The organism is Polaribacter sp. BAL334, from assembly GCF_015767435.1.
Lineage (GTDB): Bacteria > Bacteroidota > Bacteroidia > Flavobacteriales > Flavobacteriaceae > Polaribacter.
On record NZ_JADWOV010000268.1, the window covers coordinates 53,144 to 76,400 of the forward strand.

Genomic DNA, 23,257 nt, shown 5'->3' on the forward strand with positions numbered 1-23,257 from the left:
TTAGTTTTTAGTTGTTAGTGACTTAACTTATCATTTAGAACTCACAACTAATAACTTGCAATTATTAATTGCGCAATGGTTTTCCAGTTTTTAACATGTGTTGAATTCGCTCCAACGTTTTTCTTTCCGTACACAAACTTAAGAATGCTTCGCGTTCAATGTCTAGTAAATATTGTTCTGAAACTCTGGTTGGTTCTGATAAATCGCCTCCAGCCATTACATACGCCAATTTATTCGCTATTTTTTGATCGTGCGCAGAAATGTATTTACTAGCTTCCATAGAATCAGTTCCTACTAAAAACATTCCTAACGCTTGCTTTCCTAAAACCAAAATGTCATTTCGTTTTACAGGTTGCGTATATCCAGCTTCTGCCATCAAAACCGCATGTTTTTTAGCTTCTGCAATTTGTCTGTCTTTATTCACAACCACCACATCTTTTCCTTTTTGAAGCAATCCTAAATCAAAAGCTTCATACGCTGATGTAGCTACTTTTGCCATTCCAATAGTTAGAAAATGCTCTTGTAACACATTCAATTGCACATCTCCTTTGTGAAATAAATCTTGTGCTCTCAACGCCATTTCTTTGGAACCACCTCCACCAGGAATGACACCAACACCAAATTCAACCAAACCAATATAGGTTTCTGCTGCCGCAACTACTTTGTCAGCGTGTAGTGAAATTTCGCAACCACCACCCAACGCCATTCCATGAGGAGCTGCAATTGTTGGGATGGAAGAATAACGCATTCGCATCATCGTATCTTGAAAATATTTGATGGCCATGTTCAATTCATCATACTCTTGCTCTGCAGCCATCATAAAAATCATTCCGATATTGGCACCCACAGAAAAGTTTGCAGCTTGATTTCCAACTACTAATCCTTGGAAATCTTTTTCAGCCAAATCAATTGCTTTATTGATTCCGGCCAAAACATCACCACCAATGGTATTCATTTTCGAACGGAATTCTAGGTTTAAAATTCCATCACCCAAATCTTCTATAACTGTTCCAGAATTTTTCCAAACTTCATTTGATTTTCGGATATTGTCTAAAATAATAAATGAATCTTGACCTGGTTTTTTAACCTGAGATTTTGAAGGAATGTCATAATAATAGGTTGCACCATTTTTGATGGTGTAAAAAGAAGTTTCTCCGTTTGCCAACATTTCAGTAACCCAAGTTGCAGGTTCTTTTCCTTCAGCTTTCATCATTTCAACACCTTTGGCAACACCAATGGCATCCCAAATTTGAAATGGTCCATGTTCCCAACCAAAACCAGCTCTTAAACCGTCGTCAATTCTGTACAATTCATCAGAAATTTCTGGGATTCTGTTTTGAACATAGGCAAACATGGCAGCAAAACTTTTTCTGTAAAATTCACCTGCTTTGTCTTTACCAGCCACCAACACTTTGAATCTGTCAGCGACATTATCAATCGATTTCGTGAGTTCTAAAGTGGCAAATTTTGCTGATTTTTTTTGACGATATTCTAACGTTTTCAAATCCAAAGATAAAATGTCTCTGTTGCCATTGGCATCTTTCGTCATTTTGTAAAATCCTTGTTTGGTTTTACTTCCCAACCATTTGTTTTCCATCATTTTATTGACAAATTCAGGAATCACAAATTGATCTCTCATTTCGTCATTTGGGCAATTGTCTTTTACGCCATTTGCAGTGTGAATTAAGGTATCCAAACCAACTACATCAATCGTTCTAAAAGTGGCAGATTTTGGTCGACCAATTACAGGTCCAGTCAATTTATCCACTTCTTCGATGGTCAAATCCATTTCTTTCACCACGTGAAACAAGCTCATGATGCCAAAAATTCCAATTCTATTTCCAATAAATGCTGGAGTATCTTTGGCTAAAACTGAGGTTTTTCCTAAAAATTTATCACCATACATCATCAAGAAATCAGTCACTTCTTGCTTGCATTTTGGACCAGGAACAACCTCAAATAATTTCAAATATCTTGGAGGATTGAAAAAGTGTGTTACTGCAAAATGCTGCTGAAAATCTTCACTTCGTCCTTCACTCATAAATTTTATCGGAATTCCAGAAGTATTTGAAGTGATTAAGGTTCCTGGAGTTCTGAATTTTTCAATTTTTTCAAAAACACTTTTTTTGATATCCAAACGCTCCACAACCACTTCCATAATCCAATCAACCTCTTTGATTTTATGCAAATCATCTTCCATATTTCCTGTAGAAATTCTTTCAGCGAATTTTTGATTGTATATAGGAGAAGGACTTGATTTTAATGAAGTCATTAAAGCGTCATTTACCAAACGATTTCGAACTACTTTATCATTGAGTGTGAGTCCTTTTGCTTTTTCGATTTCGGAAAGTTCTCTTGGAATAATATCCAACAAAAGCACTTCAACGCCAATGTTTGCAAAGTGACAAGCAATTCCTGAACCCATAATTCCTGAGCCAATAATTGCTACTTTTTTAATTCGTCTTGTCATTAGAATAGTGTTTTAATTTTTATTTATCTTGTTGTATTGCTTCAAAAATCTTTTTCTCGGCAATTAATTTATTGATGGTGGATGTTACTTTAAAAAAGCCGTCCAATTCTTCTTCCGTTACTTGCGATTTTACAAAATCATTAAATTGATACACATGTCCTTTTGAAATTTCTCTCATTTCTTTGCCATACGCTGTCAATTTGATCATGACACTTCTTCCATCTTCAGGATTTTTTTCTCTATAAATGGCTCCTTTATCTTCCATCGATTTTAAAATTCTTGAAAGACTGGTGGGTTCCATTCCCATCATGGGTCCTAAAGCTGTTGAAGGTGTGCCATTTTCTTTGTGGATGCTTAATAAAACAAATGCCATAGCCATCGTGCTTCCATGATTTGCAGCTTGCTCATTGTACATTTTTGCAACTGCTTGCCATGTAGCTCTTAATTGATGATCGATTGTTTTATTTCTGTCCATGGAGTCCAAAGATATAAAAATTTATTATGCACGCATAGTAAATATAAAAAAAGTTATGCATGCATAATAAATTTTAACATTTTATTATCGTGTAACGAATCCATACTTTCTGTGTCTAATCTCAATAAAATATGTAGTTTTGTACAAAAGCGACTTAAAAAATTCTCTATGAATCATTTACTCGAAATAAACAATGTTGTAAAAACCTATGGCGATTATACTGCGCTCAACAACGTTTCTTTACAAATACCAAAAGGGAGTGTCTTTGGATTGTTAGGTCCAAATGGCGCTGGAAAAACTTCGTTGATCAGAATTATCAATCAAATTACGATGCCAGATTCAGGAACCGTTTTTTTAGATGGAGAACCATTGTCACCAAAACACATTGCTGATATTGGGTATTTACCCGAAGAAAGAGGGTTGTATAAATCTATGAAAGTTGGGGAACAAGCCTTGTATTTGGCCCAATTGAAAGGTTTGTCAAAAGAAGAAGCCAAGAAAAGATTGAAATACTGGTTTGAAAAATTTGATATTGCTTCTTGGTGGGATAAAAAAATAGAGGAACTTTCTAAAGGAATGGCGCAAAAAGTACAATTTATTGTTACGGTAATGCATCAACCAAAATTATTGATTTTTGATGAACCTTTTTCTGGTTTTGATCCTATCAATGCCCATTTGATTGCCAAAGAAATTTTGCAATTGCGCGATGAAGGCGCTACCATTATTTTTTCAACACACAGAATGGAATCTGTAGAAGAATTGTGTGATGACATTGCTTTGATTCATAAATCTAATAAAATATTAGACGGAAAATTGATAGATATCAAACGAAAATTCAGAACCAATACTTTTGAAATAGGCATTACCACTGAACATAAAGAACAAGTTTTGCAATTGATGAAAGAAAAATTTGAAGTTTCTCCTGCAGATTTTAAATTGTTTGGAGATGAACTTATTTGCAATGTCAAGCTTTCCAATAATCAATCTTCCAATGATTTATTATCGGTAATATCAAAACAGGGAGAAGTGAGACATTTTGTGGAGAAAATTCCAAGTGCTAACGATATTTTTATTGAAGCCGTAAGTAAAAACAATTCATTATGAGCAAGTTACAACTAATTATAAAAAGAGAATTTATTGCAAAAGTGCGCAATAAATCATTCATTGTAATGACTTTTTTGAGTCCATTAATTACAGTTGCCATGGGTGCTTTGGTTTATTTTTTGATGAAAAAAAATGACGAAAAAGTTAAAAAAATCGTGTATGTAGATGAATCAAGATTGTTTTCTAAAGAGGATTTTTCAGATTCAAAAACAGTTCATTTTGTCGATTTTTCATCCATGGGAATTGAGGAAACCAAAAAAAGAGTAGAAGCAGGGGATTATTATGGTGCGTTGTTTATTCCAGCCATAGATAGCCTAGAAATTTTAGCAAATTCCATTGAGTTTTATTCCAAAGAATCTCCAGGAATTTCAGTTATGAATGCTTTGGAATCAAAAATTGAAACCAAACTTCGAAATAGTAAACTCACAAATTTGGGCATTGATTTGGATAAAATTGCTTCTTCAAAAATCAAAACCGATATCAAAATGTTTAATTTCTCTGGAGAAGAATCCTCGAAATTAATCAATGGGTTAAAAATTGGTTTTGGCGCACTTTCAGGATATTTATTGATGATGTTTGTCATTATTTATGGAAGTTCTGTCATGCGAAGTGTGATTGAAGAAAAAACGAGTAGAATTATAGAAATCATTGTTTCATCCGTAAAACCATTTCAATTGATGATGGGAAAAATCATTGGAAATGCTTCTGCAGGTTTGTTGCAATTTTTAATTTGGGGAATACTCATTTTTATTATTGGAACGATTACATCTTCCGTTTTTGGATTTACTATGACAGAAATGCAAACATCAGGAATTTCTGCTGAGCAATTAGAAGCTGCCAAACAAGCAGCTGGAGCTGATAAAATGCAATTGGTGCTACAAGAAATTATGCGTTTGCCATTGCTAAAAATGTTTGTGCTGTTCATCTTTTATTTTTTAGGTGGATACATGCTTTACAGTTCACTTTTTGCGGCAGTTGGAGCTGCTGTTGACAACGAAACTGATACGCAGCAATTCATGTTGCCCATCATGTTACCACTTATTTTGGGAGTTTATGTAGGTTTTGCTACGGTCATCAATGATCCTCATGGGCCCATTTCTGTGGCATTTTCTTACATTCCATTGACGAGTCCAATTGTGATGTTGATGCGTGTTCCTTTTGGAGTTTCTTGGATGGAATTGGCCATTTCCATGACGCTTTTAGTGGTTACTTTTGTGTTTATGGTTTGGTTTGCGGCTAAAATTTACAGAGTTGGAATTTTGATGTATGGAAAAAAACCAACCTACAAAGATTTGTATAAATGGTTGAAATACAAAGGATAAGCAACTAAATATAATTAATTACATATAAAATATATTTTAAAAATCATGTCAAAAATATTAATTATTGAAGATGAAGCTGCCATTCGTAGAGTGTTGAAAAAAATCATTTCCGAAGAAAATGAAACGTACATTGTAGAAGAAGCAGAAGATGGATTGGAAGGCTTAGAAATGCTTAAAAACAATGATTTTGATTTGATTTTGTGTGATATCAAAATGCCGAAAATGGATGGTGTTGAGGTGTTGGAAAAAGCAAAAAAATTAAAACCAGAAATTCCAATTGTGATGATTTCTGGACATGGAGATTTGGATACTGCTGTGAATACCATGCGTTTAGGAGCGTTTGATTACATTTCAAAACCACCAGATTTGAATAGATTGCTGAATACGGTACGAAATGCTTTAGAGCAAAAAGTATTGGTGGTTGAGAATAAATTATTGAAGAAAAAAATCAGTAAAAATTTTGAAATGGTTGGTGAAAGTGAGCCTATCAATCATATCAAAGAAATTATTGAAAAAGTAGCCAATACAGAAGCTAGAGTATTGATAACTGGCCCCAATGGAACTGGAAAAGAGTTGGTTGCACATTGGCTGCACGAAAAATCAAGCAGAGCTCAAGCGCCTTTAATTGAAGTAAATTGCGCTGCAATTCCATCAGAATTGATTGAAAGTGAGTTGTTTGGTCATGTAAAAGGATCTTTTACTGGAGCCAATAAAGACAGAGCAGGAAAATTTGAATCTGCAAACGGAGGAACCATTTTTTTAGATGAAATAGGAGACATGAGTTTATCTGCTCAAGCCAAAGTATTGCGTGCTTTGCAAGAAAATAAAGTAGCAAGAGTTGGTTCTGACAAAGATATCAATGTAAACGTAAGAGTAGTTGCTGCCACCAATAAAGATTTGCAAAAGGAGATTGCTGAAGGAAATTTCAGAGAAGATTTATATCACAGATTGGCTGTAATTTTAATAAAAGTTCCTGCTTTGAACGATCGTAGAGAAGATATTCCTTTATTGGTTAATTTTTTTGCTGATAAAATTTCGGAAGAACAAGGAACTGTTAAAAAACAGTTTTCAAAAGACGCCATTCAATTATTAAAAGAATATAATTGGACAGGAAATATCCGTGAATTGCGCAATGTTGTAGAGCGATTGATCATTTTAGGAGAAAAAGAAGTTTCTGCAAAAGATGTTCAACTATTTGCTCAGAAATAATTTAAAATAAATTTTGGAGTATGAATTTAGATAAATACAAAGTTTTTGCTGATATTCAATTGAAAGATTTGCCTACAAAAGAGGAGGTAAAAAACGCAAAAAAAGACATTGAGAAAATCAGAAAAAAACTGAGTGAACTCCAAGATGCTATGTATGCTGAAGGAAAATACAGTGTTTTAATTTGCCTTCAAGGAATGGATACTTCAGGAAAAGACAGTTTGATTCGTGAGGTTTTTAAAGATATCAACGCTCGTGGAGTGATGGTGTATAGTTTTAAAGTGCCAACGGAATTAGAGCTAAAACACGATTTTTTGTGGCGTCATTACATTGCGTTACCAGCCAAAGGAAAAATGGCCATTTTCAACAGGTCTCATTATGAAAATGTGTTGGTTACCAGAGTAAACCCTTCTTATATTTTTAGCGAAAATATTCCATCAATCAAAAGTGTAGAGGATGTAACTGATGCTTTTTTTCATGATAGAATGAACAGAATTAACGATTTTGAATATCATTTAGCAAAAAACGGAACCATTATTTTAAAGTTCTTTTTAAATATGTCAAAAGAAGAACAAAAAAATAGATTATTAAGAAGATTGGAATTGCCTCACAAAAATTGGAAGTTTTCAAAAGGAGACTTGAAAGAGCGAAAATTGTGGGATAAATATATGATTTGTTATGAAGATTTATTGCAAAAAACCTCTAAAGAAAACGCCCCTTGGTTTGTGATTCCTGCTGATGACAAAGAATCTGCACGAATTATTTTAGCCAAAATTTTGTTGAAAGAATTGCAAAAATATAATTTTACAGAACCCAAATTACCACCAGAAATTCATGCTCAAATTGGTGATTTTAAAGCAGCATTGAATAACGAATAACTAAAAAATGTTCAAAATTTTGAATTTGAAATTCAAAGTTGAACAAATATAAACACGATACATAGAATCTAAAATTTTAAATTTTGAACTTAAACCTTACAAAACCAATTATATTTTTCGATTTAGAAACCACAGGAGTCAATATTGCCAGTGACAGAATTGTAGAAATTTCCATTCTAAAAGTTTTTCCAAACGGAAACAAAGAAAGTAAAACCTGGCTGGTAAATCCGGAAATTGAAATTCCTGTAGAAGCATCTGCAATTCACGGAATTACCAACGAAAAAGTGGTGATGGAACCTACTTTTAAAGAATTGGCTCCAAAAATCAACGAATTGATTGCAGATTGTGATTTGGCGGGTTTTAATTCCAATCGTTTTGACATTCCTTTGTTGGCTGAAGAATTGATGCGCTCAGGAATTGACTTTGACATGAACAACCGAAAAGCGATAGATGTTCAGGTAATTTTTCATAAAAAAGAACAACGCACTTTAAGCGCAGGCTATCAATTTTACTGTGGTAAAAACTTGGAGGACGCTCATAGCGCAGAAGCTGATACCAATGCAACCTATGAAATTTTGTTAGCTCAACTGGAAAAATATGAAGATATTGGAAACACTGTTGATAGTCTGAGTGAATTTTCATCTCACAGAGATAGAGCAGATTTTGCAGGATTTGTATTGTATAATGAACAAGGAAATGAAATATTTTCATTCGGAAAATACAAAGGAAGGACTGTAGAAGAAGTGTTGATTGAAAACCCTGGCTATTTTGCTTGGATGCAAAATGCTGATTTTCCTTTATATACCAAAAAAGTGTTAAAAGATATCAAAGAACGCATGAATACTGCAAAAAATGAATTGTCTGATGCAGAAAAATTAAGAGCTTTGCAGTTAAAGTTTAACAATAAATAATTCCTCCTACAACCAATTATGTTCACAGCATACAACAATTTACCCAACAATTCCAGAGTTTGGATTTATCAATCTGATAGAGAATTTAGCCAAAATGAAGTGGATTTCATCACTGAAAAAGCAATCGAATTTATCAATAATTGGACACGTCATGGAGATGATTTGAAAGGGTCATTCACCATTAAATACCATCAGTTTTTGGTATTGGCAGTTGATGAAAACTTCAACAATGTTTCTGGCTGTTCTATTGATGCTTCTGTCAGATTTATCAAACAATTAGAAGCGGTTTTAAAAGTTGATTTGATGAACAAAATGAACGTCACTTTTAAACATGGTGAACATATCAATATGGTAAAATTAGCCGATTTTCAGCAGTTTGCTAAGGATAAAAAAATTACGGATGAAACCATTGTTTTTAACAATTTAGTGAGCACCAAAGAAGATTTTGAAACTAACTGGGAAATCCCTGCAAAGCAGAGTTGGCATCAAAGGTTTCTCATATAAAATTTTTCTAGTTTTCAATTTATAAAATCCATAATCCTACAAATTCTTTGAATACAATTTATCCAATGAAAAACTTACTAACGTTTATTTTTCTATTTTTTTTCCTTACTAATTTTCGTGCTCAAACAGTGGATCCTTTAAAAACAAAAGATGTTGAAGCACAAGAAATTTGGGTAGATAGTATTCTGAAAACCATGACCATTGATGAAAAAATTGGTCAATTATTCATGATGCAAGCCTATTCAAATTCCGATAAAAAACACGAGGATTTTATAAGCGAATTGATTGCAAAGTACCACATTGGAAATTTGATTTTCATGCAAGGAACTCCTGAAAAACAGGCAACATTGACCAATACCTATCAATCTATTTCGAAACTTCCTTTGATGATTGGTTTTGATGGAGAATGGGGTTTAGACATGCGTTTAAAAAACACATATAAGTTTCCTTGGAACATGACTTTAGGAGCCATTAAAGATGAAAATTTGATTCATAAATTTGGTGAACATTTAGGAAAACATTGCAAAAGATTGGGAATTCATATCAATTTTGCACCAGTTGTGGACATCAATACAAATCCCGAAAATCCAATTATTGGCAATCGTTCTTTTGGAGAAAACAAAGAAAATGTGACTCAAAAAGCCATTGCTTTTACACAAGGAATGCAAAAAATGGGCGTGTTAGCCAATGCCAAACATTTTCCTGGACATGGAGATACTTCAACAGATTCTCATTTGACTTTGCCAACCATTACTTTTGATAAAAATCGATTGGATTCTGTAGAAATTTATCCCTACAAACAATTATTTGATGTTGGAATTGCCAGTGTAATGACAGCACATTTGAGTGTCCCAAGTTTAGAATCGGATGCAAAATTACCCACGTCACTATCCAAAAATGTGATTACGAATTTGCTCAAACAAGAATTGGGTTTCAACGGATTGATTATTACTGATGGTTTGAATATGAAAGGCGCATCCAATTATGCCACTTCTGCAGAAATCAATTTGGCTGCAATTATGGCTGGAAACGATTTGCTATTGATTCCAAATGATGTTCCTGGAACTGTGCGACTCATCAAACAAGCATTAATGTTAAAAACCTTGACTGAAGAGCGCATCAATTTTTCTGTAAAAAAAATATTGAAAGCGAAATATTGGTTGGGATTACAAAATTACAAACCTATTGATGTAGTGAATCTTACTGAAGATTTAAACACCATTCAAGATGAATTGTTGCACAGAAAATTGGTAGAAAATTCGTTGACATTGATTAAAAACAATCAAAATCAATTGCCATTTACAGAGCTGCAAACCAAGAAATTTGCGTACGTAAAATTGGGTGATGACATTGGAAATGATTTTTTACAGATGCTAAAAAATTACAGCAAAGTTGATGAAATTACCGACCAAAATTTAGACGGTTTGATTACCAAATTAAAACCCTATTCTCATGTGATTATTGGTTTTCACAAATCCAATGCAAATCCATGGAAAACGTATAAATTTACAGATAAAGAATTGGTTTGGTTGCAAGAAATTGCCCGTTTGAAAAACGTAATTTTAGACGTTTTTACAAGTCCCTATAGTTTGTTGCAAATCAAGTCTTTTGCCAATATCGAAACCATTTTAGTTTCGTATCAAAACAGTAAAATTTCCCAAGAAATCTCTGCACAATTGTTGTTTGGTGTTTTCCAGGCAAAAGGAAAATTGCCAGTTTCTATTGGAGAAAATTTCAGTGTTGGAACTGGTTTATCAACACCAAATTTAAACAGATTGGGGTATTCAATTCCTGAAGAAGTAAACATGTCATCCAAAAAATTAGCTAAAATTGATGCTTTCGCAGATACTATTTTGAAGGAAAAAATGGCTCCAGGATTTCAGGTGTTGGTTGCCAGAAAAGGAAAAGTGATTTTTCATAAAAGCTATGGATATCACACAGATGAAAAAAAGATTCCTGTAAAAAATTCAGATGTATATGATTTGGCTTCTTTAACCAAAATTTTGGCTTCATTACCCATGATTATGAAAGCAGAACAGGAGCAAAAAATTCCCATCAATGCTAAATTATTTGAAATTTTACCGAGTTTCAAAAATTCCAATAAAGCCAATATTTCTGTAAAAGAATTGTTGTCTCATTATGGAAGATTACCAGCTTGGATTCCATTTTATCAAGGAACACAAGTCAAAAATACCAAAGCAAATTCACCCAAATTTTATAGTGCCACAAAAAGTGATTCTTATCCTTTAGAGGTTGCAGAAAATTTATACATCACAAAATCTTACACAGATAGTATTTATAAGTTCATCAAAAAATCAAATTTGATTGAAAATCAAGAATACTTATATAGCGATTTGGGTTATTATTTGTTCAAAGAAGCCTTAGAAAACAACTATAAAAAACCATTAAATACATTGGTTGATGAAGCTTTTTACCAATCTTTAGGTGCTGATAGAATGACCTATTTACCGTTAGAAAAGTTTGATAAATCGCAAATCGTTCCCACCGAAAAAGACGATTATTATCGCAATCAATTGGTGCATGGTTATGTACATGACATGGGTGCTGCTATGTTGGGTGGCGTTGGAGGACATGCAGGGTTGTTTTCAAATGCCAATGATGTTGCGAAAATGATGCAAATGTACTTGCAAAAAGGCTATTATGGTGGCAAACAATTGCTGAATCCAGAAACTGTTGACAAGTTTAACAAACGGTATTTTGCCAATAAAAAAGTACGTAGAGGTTTGGGTTTTGATAAACCTGAATTGACAAAAAATGCTGCTGCAACTTGTGGTTGTACCTCTGATGAGAGTTTTGGACACTCTGGTTTTACAGGCACATTTACGTGGGCTGATCCAAAATCTGAAATTGTGTATGTCTTTTTATCCAATAGAGTGTATCCAAATATGAACAATACAAAGTTGGTAAAATCAAGTGTGAGAACCAAAATTCAGCAAGCTATTCAAGATGCTATTATTGAGTAGGAGCTATTCCTGCTTTTCACTACAAGTCCTCGTTTAAAACATCATTTTTGTAAGGTTTTTTTAGGAGCTTCCTCTGGTCGCTCTAAAAAACCAACAAAAATTGGATGTTTTAAACTCCGGGCTTTTCGTTGCAATCAGGGCTAAGTTTCCTTGCCAACTTTCCGTTTTGTATCAATTTTCAGTATTTGTTGGCGCAGTTTTCGTGTAGAAAAAAATCATAAAAATCGACATCAAAAAATAAAACAATCCTGTTTTAAAATTTAAAAGGATGCCAATAATCAATGCTTGAAAACTATAAAAAAACAGACAGCTAAGCACGTTTATTGAAAATTTCAAAGTATCTACAAATTCAATTTCTTTAATTATTTTAGTGGTTCTTTTCCAAATCAAATAAGGGAAAATACTGTTTAGCAATATCAAATAGTACAAAGGTTTTAAATAATCAAAAGGTTTTCTTTTTGCCTCTGGAATGGTATTTTCTGCAATCATGTTGTTCACCAAATCAACATTGGTAAAATCAACATTGGCGTTGTTTAGCTTTGTCAATATTGTTGTATAATGTTCATCATTTGGAATGTGAACTGTCAATTTTTGAAGTTGAGTACTTACTTTTTCTTTCAGTAATACAATTGCTTTTGCAGGAATAGTTGACTCATAAATAGCTTTCGCATCAATCACTTCACCAAATTGAACACACACTTTGCTTGGATACACTGACGAATTTTGATACGTAATTCCCACAGGAATTACCGAAATTTCCAATTCAGGAAATCGTTCTAAAGCCCCAAAAACAATCCGCGTAAACCCTTTGCTCAAAGGTTGAATCGTTCGCATTCTTGAATGTCCTCCTTGTGGAAAAATAATCAAGGTTTGTTGCTTTTTCAGTATTTCAAAACACTTTTCAAATACTTCATCATTGTTGGATAATTGTTTGATGCCATCACGAATTCTGAAAATCGGCATTAGATTCAAACTGGATAAGAATTTTCGAATCAACGGTTTTTTAAACACATCAGCTCTCACTAAAAAGTGATTTTCTCTTGGATTAAAAGTAGTTACAAATAAAGGATCCATCAATGCATTTGGATGATTCACTGCAAACAGTACAGCCCCTTTTTTCGGGATATTTTTGCTGCCTTTTATGATGATTTTTTGCGCATAAAAATGCAAACTGATTTTTAAAAACAGCTTCACACTTTGGTACCAAATTTTTTGAATCATCCTATTTTTTTTAGCCACTGATATCACGAATTTTAATTTGTTTCATTTTCAACGTACTTAAAAACCATTTTTGATTATTTTTCAATTCAACATTAAATCAAATTTTTTATCATACCCAATATAAATTTTAAAAATCAATTTTTAAATTAGTGACATTCGTGGCAAAAAATCAAATTTATTGTTTTTTTCTTCCCCAAAAAGCTGCCAAAGCCATTCCTGAAAAAACATCCCAAATTCCCCAAAAGGCCGCCAACAAAGCCATGCCACCCAATCCATCAAAAAAACCAAAAATCAATAACAATCCCAAACCTCCATTTTGAATGCCAGTTTCTATTGAAATTGTTTTGGTGTCTTGTTCATTCAATCCAAACGTTTTTGCTGTATAAAATCCAATAACAAACGCAAAAATATTATGAAAAATAACCAAGTAAATGACATGATGTATGTGATTTACAAATACGTCTAGATTTTGAGAAAAAGCAATAAAAATCAAGGCAATAAACACGAGCATTGATAATGGTTTTAATAATTTTTCAATTTTATCAGCCATTTCTGAATGGTAATGTTTAATCAGCATTCCAAAAAACAAGGGAATTCCCAAAATCAACGAAACCAATTTCAATAAATCCACCCAATTCAATTCCACTGTTTTTAAAATTTCATGAGTTGGTTCGTATAAACTTCCCCAAAATTGCAAATTGAATGGCGTCATTACAATGCAAATCAGCGTTGAAAAAGCAGTCAAACTCACAGATAAAGCCGCATTTCCTCCAGCCATTTTACTGAAAAAATTGGAAACATTTCCACCAGGACAAGCTGCAATAAGCATCATTCCCAAAGCAAAACTTGGATGAGGTTTTATGACTAATATCGCCAAAAACGTCAATGCTGGCAACAAAAAAAATTGCGATAAAACACCCACAAAAACAATTTTTGGATTTTGAAACAAGCGTTTAAAATCATCCAGAGTAATTCCTAAAGCAACACCAAACATGATAATTGCAATGGCAATATTTAGTACCCACAAACCACTGCTATCGAAGTTGATTTTTATGGAGTCAATGTCTATTTCTGTTTGCATTTTTTTTAATTAGTTTCAAAGTTTCAAAGCAAGAGATTTTTTTTAATGACTAAAAGCTAAAAGCTAATAGCTAGCAGTTAATTCCTAAAAGCATATTCAATAATATTCGCGCCCATTTTCAATGCTTTTTCACGCACTTCTTTTGGATTGTTGTGTATAATTTCATCTTCCCAACCATCACTCAAATCCGTTTCAAAGTCATAAAAAACGACCAATCTTCCTTCGTAAAAAATACCAAAAGCTTGCGCTGGTTTTTTGTCATGTTCGTGGATTTTCGGAATTCCATTTGGAAATGAAAATGTTTGATTAAAAATAGGATGTGAACTCGGAATTTCTTGCATTTCACTTGTTGGAAACACTTTTTTCAATTCTCTTCGGATAAATGTATCCAACCCATAATTGTCTGAAATATGCAAAAATCCACCAGAAATCAAGTATTTACGAAGGTTTTCAATTTCTTGATCAGAAAAAAGTACATTTCCATGACCCGTCATAAAAACCATGGGAAAGTTAAACAAATCTTCACTGCCCACAGCCACTGAAGTTGGATTTTTTGAGATATTGGTTTTGATATTTTTATTCGTAAAATCAATCAAATTGGGCAATGCAGTTGGATTTGCATACCAATCTCCACCACCATTATATTTCAAAATGGCTACTTCTTGGGCTGAAATGGTGAAAGAAATAAAAAATAGAATAAATAATTTTTTCATATGTAAAAGAGTTCTCGATACTATTTTTAAAATTTCGTTTCACTACATTTTAAAAATCACTCGAACTGACATTTTGTAAATTTAAAGCAAGATAGTGAAAATGATTTTACTGATTGATAAACGAAACCAAATTCACAGCAACCAAGGCAGCAGTTTCTGTGCGCAACCTGCTTTCGCCCAAAGAAATGGGAAGGTAGTTTTTAGCCAACGCTTTTTTGATTTCTTCGGATGAAAAATCACCTTCAGGACCAATTAATATCGTTACTTTTTCTGAAGGTTTTATGATTGATTTTAAAATATTTTTTTCTTGTTCCTCACAATGTGCAATACAAATTTTCCCATCCATTTTTTGGTTGATAAATGCACTGAAGGTTTGTGCTTCATTCAATTTTGGTAGTGTATATTTCAATGATTGTTTCATGGCTGATTGCATAATTTTTTCAAATCGGTCCAATTTTATAACACGTCTTTCTGAATTGGAGCAAATGATGGGCGTGATTTCGTCAATGCCAATTTCGGTGGCTTTTTCTATAAACCATTCCATTCTGTCGTTCATTTTTGTAGGAGCAATGGCAATATGCAAGTAATAATTCCAAGGTTTTGGTTTGATGTCAGTTTTGATGATGCTTGCCAAACATTTTTTATCATTTGCAATTACAATTTTAGCATCAAACAACCATCCTTTTCCATTGGTGATGTGTAAAATATCACCTTCTTTTTTCCGTAAAACTTTTACAATATGCGCACTTTCTATTTTATCAAAAATAATTTCTTTGGTGGTTTCAAGAATTTCAGGATTGTAGAATAGTTGCATTTTTTTTAGTTTCAAAGTTTCAGAGTTTCAGAGTTTCAAAGTTACAAAGTTACAAAGTTACAAAGTTTCAGAGTTTATAGTTTTAAGCCAAAAGCTAAAAGCCAATTGCCAACAACTAATAGCCAATCGCTTTTTTATACGTTCTTCGTCTTTTATGAGTCATTGGATTGAAATCTTCCCAAATCTTTTTGATGGCCAAATTGTCCTCCAACTCTGGAGTTCTGATACAATTTACAATGCCTTTTTGGGTAAATGTTTTTTGATATTGCTCAAAAATAATGGCATGAACCCCTTTATTTTGATATTCAGGATGCACACCAATCAAATAAAAAGTCACGTCTTTGGCATGTTTTCTAGCGTTTAGTAAATGAAAAATTCCGAAAGGAAATAATGTCCCTTTTGCTTTTTGTAAGGCTTCAGAAAAAGAAGGCATTACAATGGCAAATGCTACTATTTTATGATGTTCATCAACCACAAATTTGATGTATTCAGGATTGATAAAGGAGATGTATTTTTTCTTAAAAAAGGCAATTTGTGCATCAGAAATGGGCACATAACTGGATAATTTTGAATAGGATTTGTCAAAAACTTCAAACATTTCATCCACATAAGGTAAAATGTCTTTGGTTTTGGTAAAATCTAGTGCTGTTAATTTAAAACGTCTTTTGATGATGTTGCTAATTCTATCAAAATAAACACCGTCCACATTTTTGAATAAGAACTTATTTTCGAGATATTCTTTCTCTTTTACAAATCCCAATTGCTCTAAATGTTCTTTATAATACGGATGATTGTACCACGTAATCATGGTGCCAATATGATCAAAACCTTCAATTAAAACACCAGTTTTGTCCAAATTATTGAAACCAATAGGACCTTCTATATATTCCAATTGATGCGCTTTTCCAATTTCTTCAACCTTATGTAACAAAGCTTTTGTCACCTCCAAATCATCAATCATATCAAACCAACCAAAACGCATTTTTTTAATTTGCTGTTGATTGACCTCAAACCAATTGATAATCGCAGCAACTCTTCCAACAATAACATTGTTTTTATATGCTAAAAAAAATTGCGCTTCTGCATTTTGAAAAACTGGATTTATCTTCGGGTCAAAATTGTCAATTTCATCTTTAATAATAGGAGGAACCCAGTATGTATTGTCTTTATATAACGAAAAAGGAAAAAGCACAAACGCTTTTAGTTCCTTTTTGGATGTTACTTTTTTTAGTGTAATGGCACTCATAAATCATCAATTATTGCGTCTTTTTTTGGTTCTTTTTCGAGTTGATTTCTTTTTGTTTTTAGATCCAAAAATTCTACTAAAAAAATTACCTTGTTTTTTGTTGTAACGACTAATAGGAGTATCTGAAATTTCATTTCCATTGTCATCAACGTTTACAAAAGAGTCTTTGTGTTTGTCAATTCGATATGAAACTCCCAAACTTCCATAGAAACCATTGGCACTTCCTTCTGCCAAAAATCTTGCAGAAGCATTGAACTGCATGTTTTTTTTAAACAAATAAGCAAGTCCACCACCCAAATTGGTATGATTAAAATTTTCCTGAAAAATGGTTTGGTTTTCTATAAATCCAGACCAACGTTGATTGAAGTTTTGAGTAGCTGTTATGATGTATGAAAATTCAGGAAAATCAGTCCCCACTTTATCATAAAAAATATTGGTGATTAGGTTAAACTCATTGGATAAATCATTTTGTAATAAAATTCCGAATTTTGGTGACATACTGCCTGTTTTGTAATTTTCGGATACAAAATCAGTATTGATTCCTGCATAAACTGCCACAGATGGAATCAGTCTTTTTTTGTCAAAAGCATTTCTACGAACCCAACTTCGTACTTCCTTGCTTTTATCCTCATATTTTTGTTCAAAAATCAGGAATTTTGCACCAATCACAAATCGTCCAAAACCAGTAATATTTATTTTTTCTGTCGGATTTATAGTTGAGAAAATTTGGTCATTTTGCAATGACATTTGGGCATTCAATTCTAATCGCTCAAGAAAAAAACTGGTTCTAAACAACATATCAAATCCAAAAGATTTTGGAACAGAAAATGAATTTTCGGTATTTAAATTCCTCAAAAATAAGCTGTTTTCAAATTGATAAACACCTGTCCCAACACTGTAAGGACTTTCAGAAAAGCCTGGTTTGTTGGAGTTGATAACATCTGTATACTGAGAGAAAACACTTTCAAAACCAAAAAAAAGAATCACAAAAGCAAAAAGTATTTTTGGTTTTTTCATATTGAAAAAGGTGTTTTTAAATTAAAAAAAGATGCTACAACAAACTTACCATAAAAAAGCTATTTTTTAAAAGCTTTGCATACTTTTTTACTTTTGTCAAAGTTTTATCCTTTGTAAACGCTTCAATTGTTCTCAAATTGTTACTTTTGATTGATTTTTTAAAAATAAATACAACATGCTTATAGGTTTATTAAGAACAATCCTTTTCATCATTCTTTTTTATTACATTATTAAATTTTTGATGCGATTATTTGCGCCTTTTTTAATTAAAAAAGTAGCAGAAAAAATGCAAGAACAAGCAAAACAACAGTATGGAAATCAACAACAATCTACTGTAAAAGAAGGAGAAACTGTGATTGATAAAGCACCCAGAAATCAGCGTCAATCAAAAGATGATGTGGGTGAATATGTTGATTTTGAAGAAATAGACAAACCATGAATATAAAGAAATTGATACCTGCCATAGTTGCCATTATTATTTTTATTGTGGCATCTGTGATGTATTTTCATCCTGTTTTAAAAGGACAAAAAATTCCACAATCAGACATCACTCAGTTTCAAGGAATGGCAAAAGAAATCAACGATTTCAGAGCCGAAAATGACGCAGAACCTTATTGGACAGGAGCTTCTTTTAGTGGCATGCCTGCATACCAAATTAGCGCCTATTATCCCTATGATTTTGTAAGAAGTCTGGACAACATCATTCGTTTTTTGCCAAGACCTGCTGATTATACATTTTTGTATTTTTTAAGCTTTTTTGTGCTGATGTTGGCTTTAAAAGTGGAATGGAGGTTAGGAATTTTAGGAGCACTTGCTTTCGGATTTTCAACCTATTTGATCATTATTTTTATTCCTGGTCACAATGCAAAAGCACATGCAATTGGCTATATGCCTTTGGTTTTAGCAGGAATTTTATGGGTTTTTCAGAAAAAATATGTCTTGGGATTTTTGGTTACGGGAGTTGGCATGGCACTAGAAATTTTTGCCAATCATATTCAAATGACCTATTATTTAGGTTTTTGTTTACTGATTTTAGGAATTGTAGAGGGAATTCATGCCATCAAACAAAAAGTACTTCCTGAGTTTTTAAAACAAGTTTCAATCATTTTAGTGGCTGTAATTTTAGGAGTGGGTGCAAATTCCTCCAGATTATTGGCGATGAAAGAATATGCGGATGCAAGTACCAGAGGAAAATCGGAATTAATCATCAATCCTGATGGAAGCCCAAAAGAGGCCACAAAAGGATTGGATAAAGACTATATTACGCAATTTAGTTATGCAAAATTAGAAACGTTCAATTTGTTCATTCCACGTTTTATGGGTGGAGGAACTGTGGAGAAATTAGATAAGAATTCTGAATTTTATCAATTGATTGAAGAAAAAGCAGGTAAAAAAGTAGCTGATGATTATTCAAAACAAGTGTTAACGTATTGGGGAGATCAGCCCATTGTGGAAGCGCCTGCGTATATTGGAGTGGTGATTTTCTTTTTATTTTTCCTTGGAATTTTTTTGGTAAAAGGACGATTAAAACAATGGTTGGTTGCTGCCACAGTATTTTCAATTTTGTTAAGTTGGGGACGCAATTTGGAGTTTTTGACCAACTTTTTCATTGATTATGTTCCTTTGTACAACAAGTTTAGAGCGGTTTCTTCGATTCAAGTCATTGCAGAATTGTGCGTTCCTATTTTAGGAATTTTAGGGTTAAAAGAATTTTTTTCCAACGAAATTTCTACAGATGAAAAGAAAAATGCTTTGAAAAAAGCAGTGTATGTATTTGGAGGATTGATTGTTGTTGGATTTTTAGCAGCTCATATTTCATCCTCCTTTGAAGGTTTGAGAGATGAAAATTATAAAGATTTACCAGGATTGATAGATGCTGTCATTGCTGATAGAAAAGCCTTATTATTCTCAGATTCAATCCGTTCCATCGTTTTTATGTTGATTGCTGGAGCACTTTTATGGTTTACACTTCAAAATAAATTAAAACAAATTCTTGTTTTTGTTGGATTAGGATTGTTGATTTTAGTAGATCAAATTTCAGTAAACAAAAGATATTTGAATGCTGATGATTTTGTGTCAGCAAGAAAAGTAGAAAAACCATTCACAGCTTCTGAAGCTGATAAATTGATTTTGGAAGATAAATCGCATTTTAGAGTGGCAAATTTCGCTTCAAACCTGATGGAAGATGGCACCACTTCGTATTTTCATCAATCCATTGGAGGCTATCATGCTGCCAAAATGAGACGTTATCAAGAGTTGTTTGAGTATCAAATTGCCAAGCAAAATATGCAGGTTTTGAATATGTTGAACACCAAATATTTTATAGTTCCTGATCAATCAGGAGTTTTACAAGTGCAACAAAATCCAGATGCTAATGGCAATGTTTGGTTTGTAAATACGTTGAAAAAAGTTCAAAATGCAACTCAAGAAATGAATGCTTTGGATTCTTTAGACACTAAAACAACCACAATTGTTGATGTGAATATGTTTTCAGCACTTGAAAATTTCAGCATACAAAAAGATAGCACAGCAAGCATTTCTTTAGAAAAATATGCGGTTACAAGCTTAACGTATCAATCAACATCTCAAAAAGAACAATTTGCCGTTTTTTCAGAAATCTATTATGATAAAGGTTGGAATGCCTATATTGACGGAAAATTAGTTCCTCATTACAGCGTGAATTATGTGTTGAGAGGAATGAAAATTCCAGCTGGAAATCACAGAATTGAATTCAAATTTGAACCAAAAGTAATCCAACAAGGTAGTTTGATTTCTTTATTTTCTTATGGGTTATTGATTTTTATTTCCCTTTTTTGGTTTGTATACGAAACTAAAAAAACAATCAAGAAGTAATTATTTTTTATGAACATAGGAATGATTCTTGACGCCACTTTTCCTCCAGATCCAAGAGTGGAAAATGAAGCAATTTCTTTAATTGCTGCTGGTCACGAAGTGTTTCTTTTTTGTTTAAAATACGATGAAAATCAATCCGACGAAATGATTAATGGAATTCAGGTTAAAAGGTTTTTATCCAACAAATTTGAATACAAAAATTCTGCTTTAGCGTACACAATTCCAGTGTATTCTTTTTTGATGAAAAAGAAGATTGTACGATTTTTAACTTCCACCAACATTGATGTGTTGCACATTCACGATATTAAAATTGCAGGAGCTGCTTTTTGGGCAAACAAATCGTTTCAACTTCCTGTGGTTTTGGATTTGCACGACAATCTTCCTGAAGTGATGAAATTGTATCCTCACCTTCAAAAGTTTCCTGGGAAATACATTATTTCACCAAAAAAATGGAAACAAAAAGAGTCCGCATTTATTAAAAAAGCAGATAAAGTGATTACTGTTTCTCCTCATTTTATTCAATCTTTACAAGTACGATTTCCCTTTGAAAATAAGTATGTTTTAGTTCCAAATACCATTCGGAAATCATTTTTTGAGGACTATACTGTTGATAATTCAATTATCGAAAAATACAAAAATTACTTTGTGATCTTGTATTTGGGTGATACACATATTAGAAGAGGTTTGCAAACTGCCATTGCAAGTATACCACAATTGAAAGTTGCCATTCCCAATATCAAACTAGTAATTGTAGGAAAAAACACGACAGATACTATTTTAAAATCCCAAGTTGCTGATTTAGGAATGGAAGATTTTGTTGATTTTGAAGGATGGCAAAATGTGAGTTTATTTCAGTCATATATTATCAGTAGTGCTATTTGTATTTCGCCATTGCATAGAAATTTGCAACATGATGTTGCGTATGCCAATAAAATTTTTCAATACATGAGTTTTGGAAAACCTTTGTTGGTGAGTGATGCCACTGCTCAAAAAGAGTTGATTGAAAAGGTACATTCAGGATTGGTGCATCAAGAAAAAAATGTAGATGATTTTCAACATAAACTCTTGGAATTGTATCATGATGAAAATTTGCGAGCAACTTTGGGAAAAAATGGGCAAGATTTTGTTCGAAATGAATTTTCTTGGGAACAAACTTCCAAAAACTTAGTACATTTATACGAAACTATACTTCATTGAAAGTCCTAATTATCACATATTATTGGCCACCTGCAGGTGGAAGTGGCGTTCAACGTTGGTTGAAATTTGTAAAATATTTACAAGATTTTGGGATTGAACCTATTGTCTATACAGTTGATAATGCCAACTATCCAAAGGAAGATGATAGTTTGATTTCTGAAATACCAAAAAATATAACGGTGTTGAAAAATCCGATTTTCGAGCCTACAGATGTATTTTTTTGGAAGCAAAAAGGGGTTAAAAAAGAAGATGTTGCTAACAGTACCAATAACGGATTATTGTCATTTATGAGAGGGAATTTTTTTATTCCTGATCCAAAGATTTTTTGGGTAACACCTTCTGTGAAATTTTTACAAAAATATTTGCTTGAAAATCCAATTGATGTCATTATTTCAACAGGACCACCTCATAGTATGCATTTGATAGCTCAAAAAATTAGCAAAAGAAATAACATCAAATGGATTGCAGATTTTAGAGATCCTTGGACAGATTTGTATTACAATCAATCATTCAAACAACTTTCTTTTGCTAAAAAACGGAATCAAAAGTTAGAGAAAAAAGTACTTGAAAATGCAGATTGTATTTTGACAGTTAGTAATTCTCTAAAAAAAGATTTTTTAAAAACTGCCAAAAATGTTGTTGTCATTACCAATGGTTTTGATTCCGAAGTTTTGCTAGATGAACACCTAGTTTTAGACTCAAAATTTACGATTTCGTATATTGGTTTATTGCCCAAACAAAGCAATCCAGTTGCATTTTTTAAGGTTATCAAAAAGCTGTGTGATGCAAATGAAGCATTTAAAAATGATGTTCAGTTGCTTTTTGTGGGTGATATTTCATCGGAAGTTCGTAATGAAATTGAAAAAAACAATTTGATTGAAATTACTGAAATTAAAGGATATGTTTCTCATTCAGAAGCGATTGAATATCAGAAAAAGGCACAGGTTTTATTATTATTGATTCCAAAAGTGCCAAAATCTGCTGGAATTTTAACCGGAAAACTTTTTGAATATTTGACAGCAAAAAGACCTATTTTAGCATTGGGTCCTGAAGAAGGTGATTTATCAGAAATTTTAGAACACACCCATTCAGGAATTGTTATAGCACATGAAAATGAAGCAAAGTTATCCACCGAAATTTTGAGACTTTATCAACAATTTAAGGAAGGAAATTTGAGTGTAGCATCAAAAAATATTGAACAATATCATCGCAAAAATTTGACATCAAAATTGGCGAAATTGATAAAATCTTTATAAAATTA

The 23,257-nt window shown here is 32.7% G+C and carries 19 protein-coding genes; 11 read left to right on the top strand and 8 right to left on the bottom strand.

Annotated features, from left to right (window positions below; translation table 11 throughout):
• Window positions 1-64 precede the first annotated feature (64 nt).
• Entirely contained in the window at window positions 65-2,470 is a 2,406-nt protein-coding gene (locus IU405_RS05730; protein ID WP_197437655.1) for a 3-hydroxyacyl-CoA dehydrogenase/enoyl-CoA hydratase family protein, read from the bottom strand.
• A 19-nt stretch (window positions 2,471-2,489) separates the two neighbouring features.
• Window positions 2,490-2,945: a MarR family winged helix-turn-helix transcriptional regulator gene (locus IU405_RS05735; protein WP_197437656.1), complete on the bottom strand. Its 456-nt coding sequence runs from the start codon at window positions 2,943-2,945 to the stop codon at window positions 2,490-2,492.
• A gap of 168 nt (window positions 2,946-3,113) precedes the next feature.
• Between IU405_RS05735 and IU405_RS05740 the strand changes: the two genes are divergently transcribed.
• From IU405_RS05740 to IU405_RS05770, 7 genes are all read left to right on the top strand, one after another.
• Entirely contained in the window at window positions 3,114-4,049 is a 936-nt protein-coding gene (locus IU405_RS05740) for an ABC transporter ATP-binding protein (protein WP_197437657.1), read from the top strand.
• On the top strand, window positions 4,046-5,371 hold the full coding sequence (locus IU405_RS05745) for an ABC transporter permease (protein WP_197437658.1): 1,326 nt from the start codon (window positions 4,046-4,048) through the stop codon (window positions 5,369-5,371). Before IU405_RS05740 ends, IU405_RS05745 begins: the two co-directional genes overlap by 4 nt.
• Before the next feature lie 45 nt (window positions 5,372-5,416).
• A complete protein-coding gene (locus IU405_RS05750) occupies window positions 5,417-6,580 on the top strand; it encodes a sigma-54-dependent transcriptional regulator (protein ID WP_197437659.1) in 1,164 nt (387 codons plus the stop codon).
• Window positions 6,581-6,600: 20 nt separating this feature from the next.
• On the top strand, window positions 6,601-7,455 hold the full coding sequence (locus IU405_RS05755; protein ID WP_197437660.1) for a PPK2 family polyphosphate kinase: 855 nt from the start codon (window positions 6,601-6,603) through the stop codon (window positions 7,453-7,455).
• An 83-nt stretch (window positions 7,456-7,538) separates the two neighbouring features.
• Window positions 7,539-8,366, top strand: coding sequence for an exonuclease domain-containing protein (locus IU405_RS05760; RefSeq protein WP_197437661.1), 828 nt, complete (start codon window positions 7,539-7,541; stop codon window positions 8,364-8,366).
• 18 nt (window positions 8,367-8,384) lie between these two features.
• Window positions 8,385-8,870, top strand: a complete 486-nt coding sequence (locus IU405_RS05765) for an ABC transporter ATPase (protein WP_197437662.1) — start codon at window positions 8,385-8,387, stop codon at window positions 8,868-8,870.
• 65 nt (window positions 8,871-8,935) lie between these two features.
• On the top strand, window positions 8,936-11,854 hold the full coding sequence (locus IU405_RS05770) for a glycoside hydrolase family 3 N-terminal domain-containing protein (protein WP_197437663.1): 2,919 nt from the start codon (window positions 8,936-8,938) through the stop codon (window positions 11,852-11,854).
• Window positions 11,855-12,025: 171 nt separating this feature from the next.
• Here IU405_RS05770 and IU405_RS05775 read toward each other — a convergent pair whose 3' ends face one another.
• The 6 genes from IU405_RS05775 to IU405_RS05800 form a co-directional block, all read right to left on the bottom strand.
• Window positions 12,026-13,075 (bottom strand): 1-acyl-sn-glycerol-3-phosphate acyltransferase, encoded by a 1,050-nt coding sequence (locus tag IU405_RS05775; protein WP_197437664.1) that lies wholly within the window; start codon window positions 13,073-13,075, stop codon window positions 12,026-12,028.
• A gap of 175 nt (window positions 13,076-13,250) precedes the next feature.
• On the bottom strand, window positions 13,251-14,156 hold the full coding sequence (locus tag IU405_RS05780; protein ID WP_197437665.1) for a bile acid:sodium symporter family protein: 906 nt from the start codon (window positions 14,154-14,156) through the stop codon (window positions 13,251-13,253).
• 77 nt (window positions 14,157-14,233) lie between these two features.
• Window positions 14,234-14,869, bottom strand: coding sequence for a DUF4159 domain-containing protein (locus tag IU405_RS05785; protein WP_197437666.1), 636 nt, complete (start codon window positions 14,867-14,869; stop codon window positions 14,234-14,236).
• 106 nt (window positions 14,870-14,975) lie between these two features.
• Window positions 14,976-15,683 (bottom strand): 16S rRNA (uracil(1498)-N(3))-methyltransferase, encoded by a 708-nt coding sequence (locus tag IU405_RS05790; RefSeq protein WP_197437667.1) that lies wholly within the window; start codon window positions 15,681-15,683, stop codon window positions 14,976-14,978.
• A 115-nt stretch (window positions 15,684-15,798) separates the two neighbouring features.
• On the bottom strand, window positions 15,799-16,929 hold the full coding sequence (locus tag IU405_RS05795; protein ID WP_197437668.1) for a GTP cyclohydrolase: 1,131 nt from the start codon (window positions 16,927-16,929) through the stop codon (window positions 15,799-15,801).
• Window positions 16,930-16,935: 6 nt separating this feature from the next.
• A complete protein-coding gene (locus tag IU405_RS05800) occupies window positions 16,936-17,946 on the bottom strand; it encodes a transporter (RefSeq protein WP_197437669.1) in 1,011 nt (336 codons plus the stop codon).
• 175 nt (window positions 17,947-18,121) lie between these two features.
• Here IU405_RS05800 and IU405_RS05805 point away from each other — a divergent pair, with 175 nt between their 5' ends.
• From IU405_RS05805 to IU405_RS05820, 4 genes are read left to right on the top strand one after another with little or no spacing between them, the layout of a single operon-like run.
• On the top strand, window positions 18,122-18,385 hold the full coding sequence (locus IU405_RS05805; RefSeq protein WP_197437670.1) for a DUF4834 family protein: 264 nt from the start codon (window positions 18,122-18,124) through the stop codon (window positions 18,383-18,385).
• A complete protein-coding gene (locus IU405_RS05810; protein WP_197437671.1) occupies window positions 18,382-20,799 on the top strand; it encodes a YfhO family protein in 2,418 nt (805 codons plus the stop codon). Before IU405_RS05805 ends, IU405_RS05810 begins: the two co-directional genes overlap by 4 nt.
• Before the next feature lie 9 nt (window positions 20,800-20,808).
• Window positions 20,809-21,996, top strand: coding sequence for a glycosyltransferase family 4 protein (locus IU405_RS05815; RefSeq protein WP_197437672.1), 1,188 nt, complete (start codon window positions 20,809-20,811; stop codon window positions 21,994-21,996).
• Window positions 21,993-23,252 (top strand): glycosyltransferase family 4 protein, encoded by a 1,260-nt coding sequence (locus IU405_RS05820; protein ID WP_197437673.1) that lies wholly within the window; start codon window positions 21,993-21,995, stop codon window positions 23,250-23,252. The genes IU405_RS05815 and IU405_RS05820 overlap by 4 nt, the downstream gene beginning before the upstream one ends.
• The last annotated feature ends 5 nt before the right edge of the window (window positions 23,253-23,257 follow it).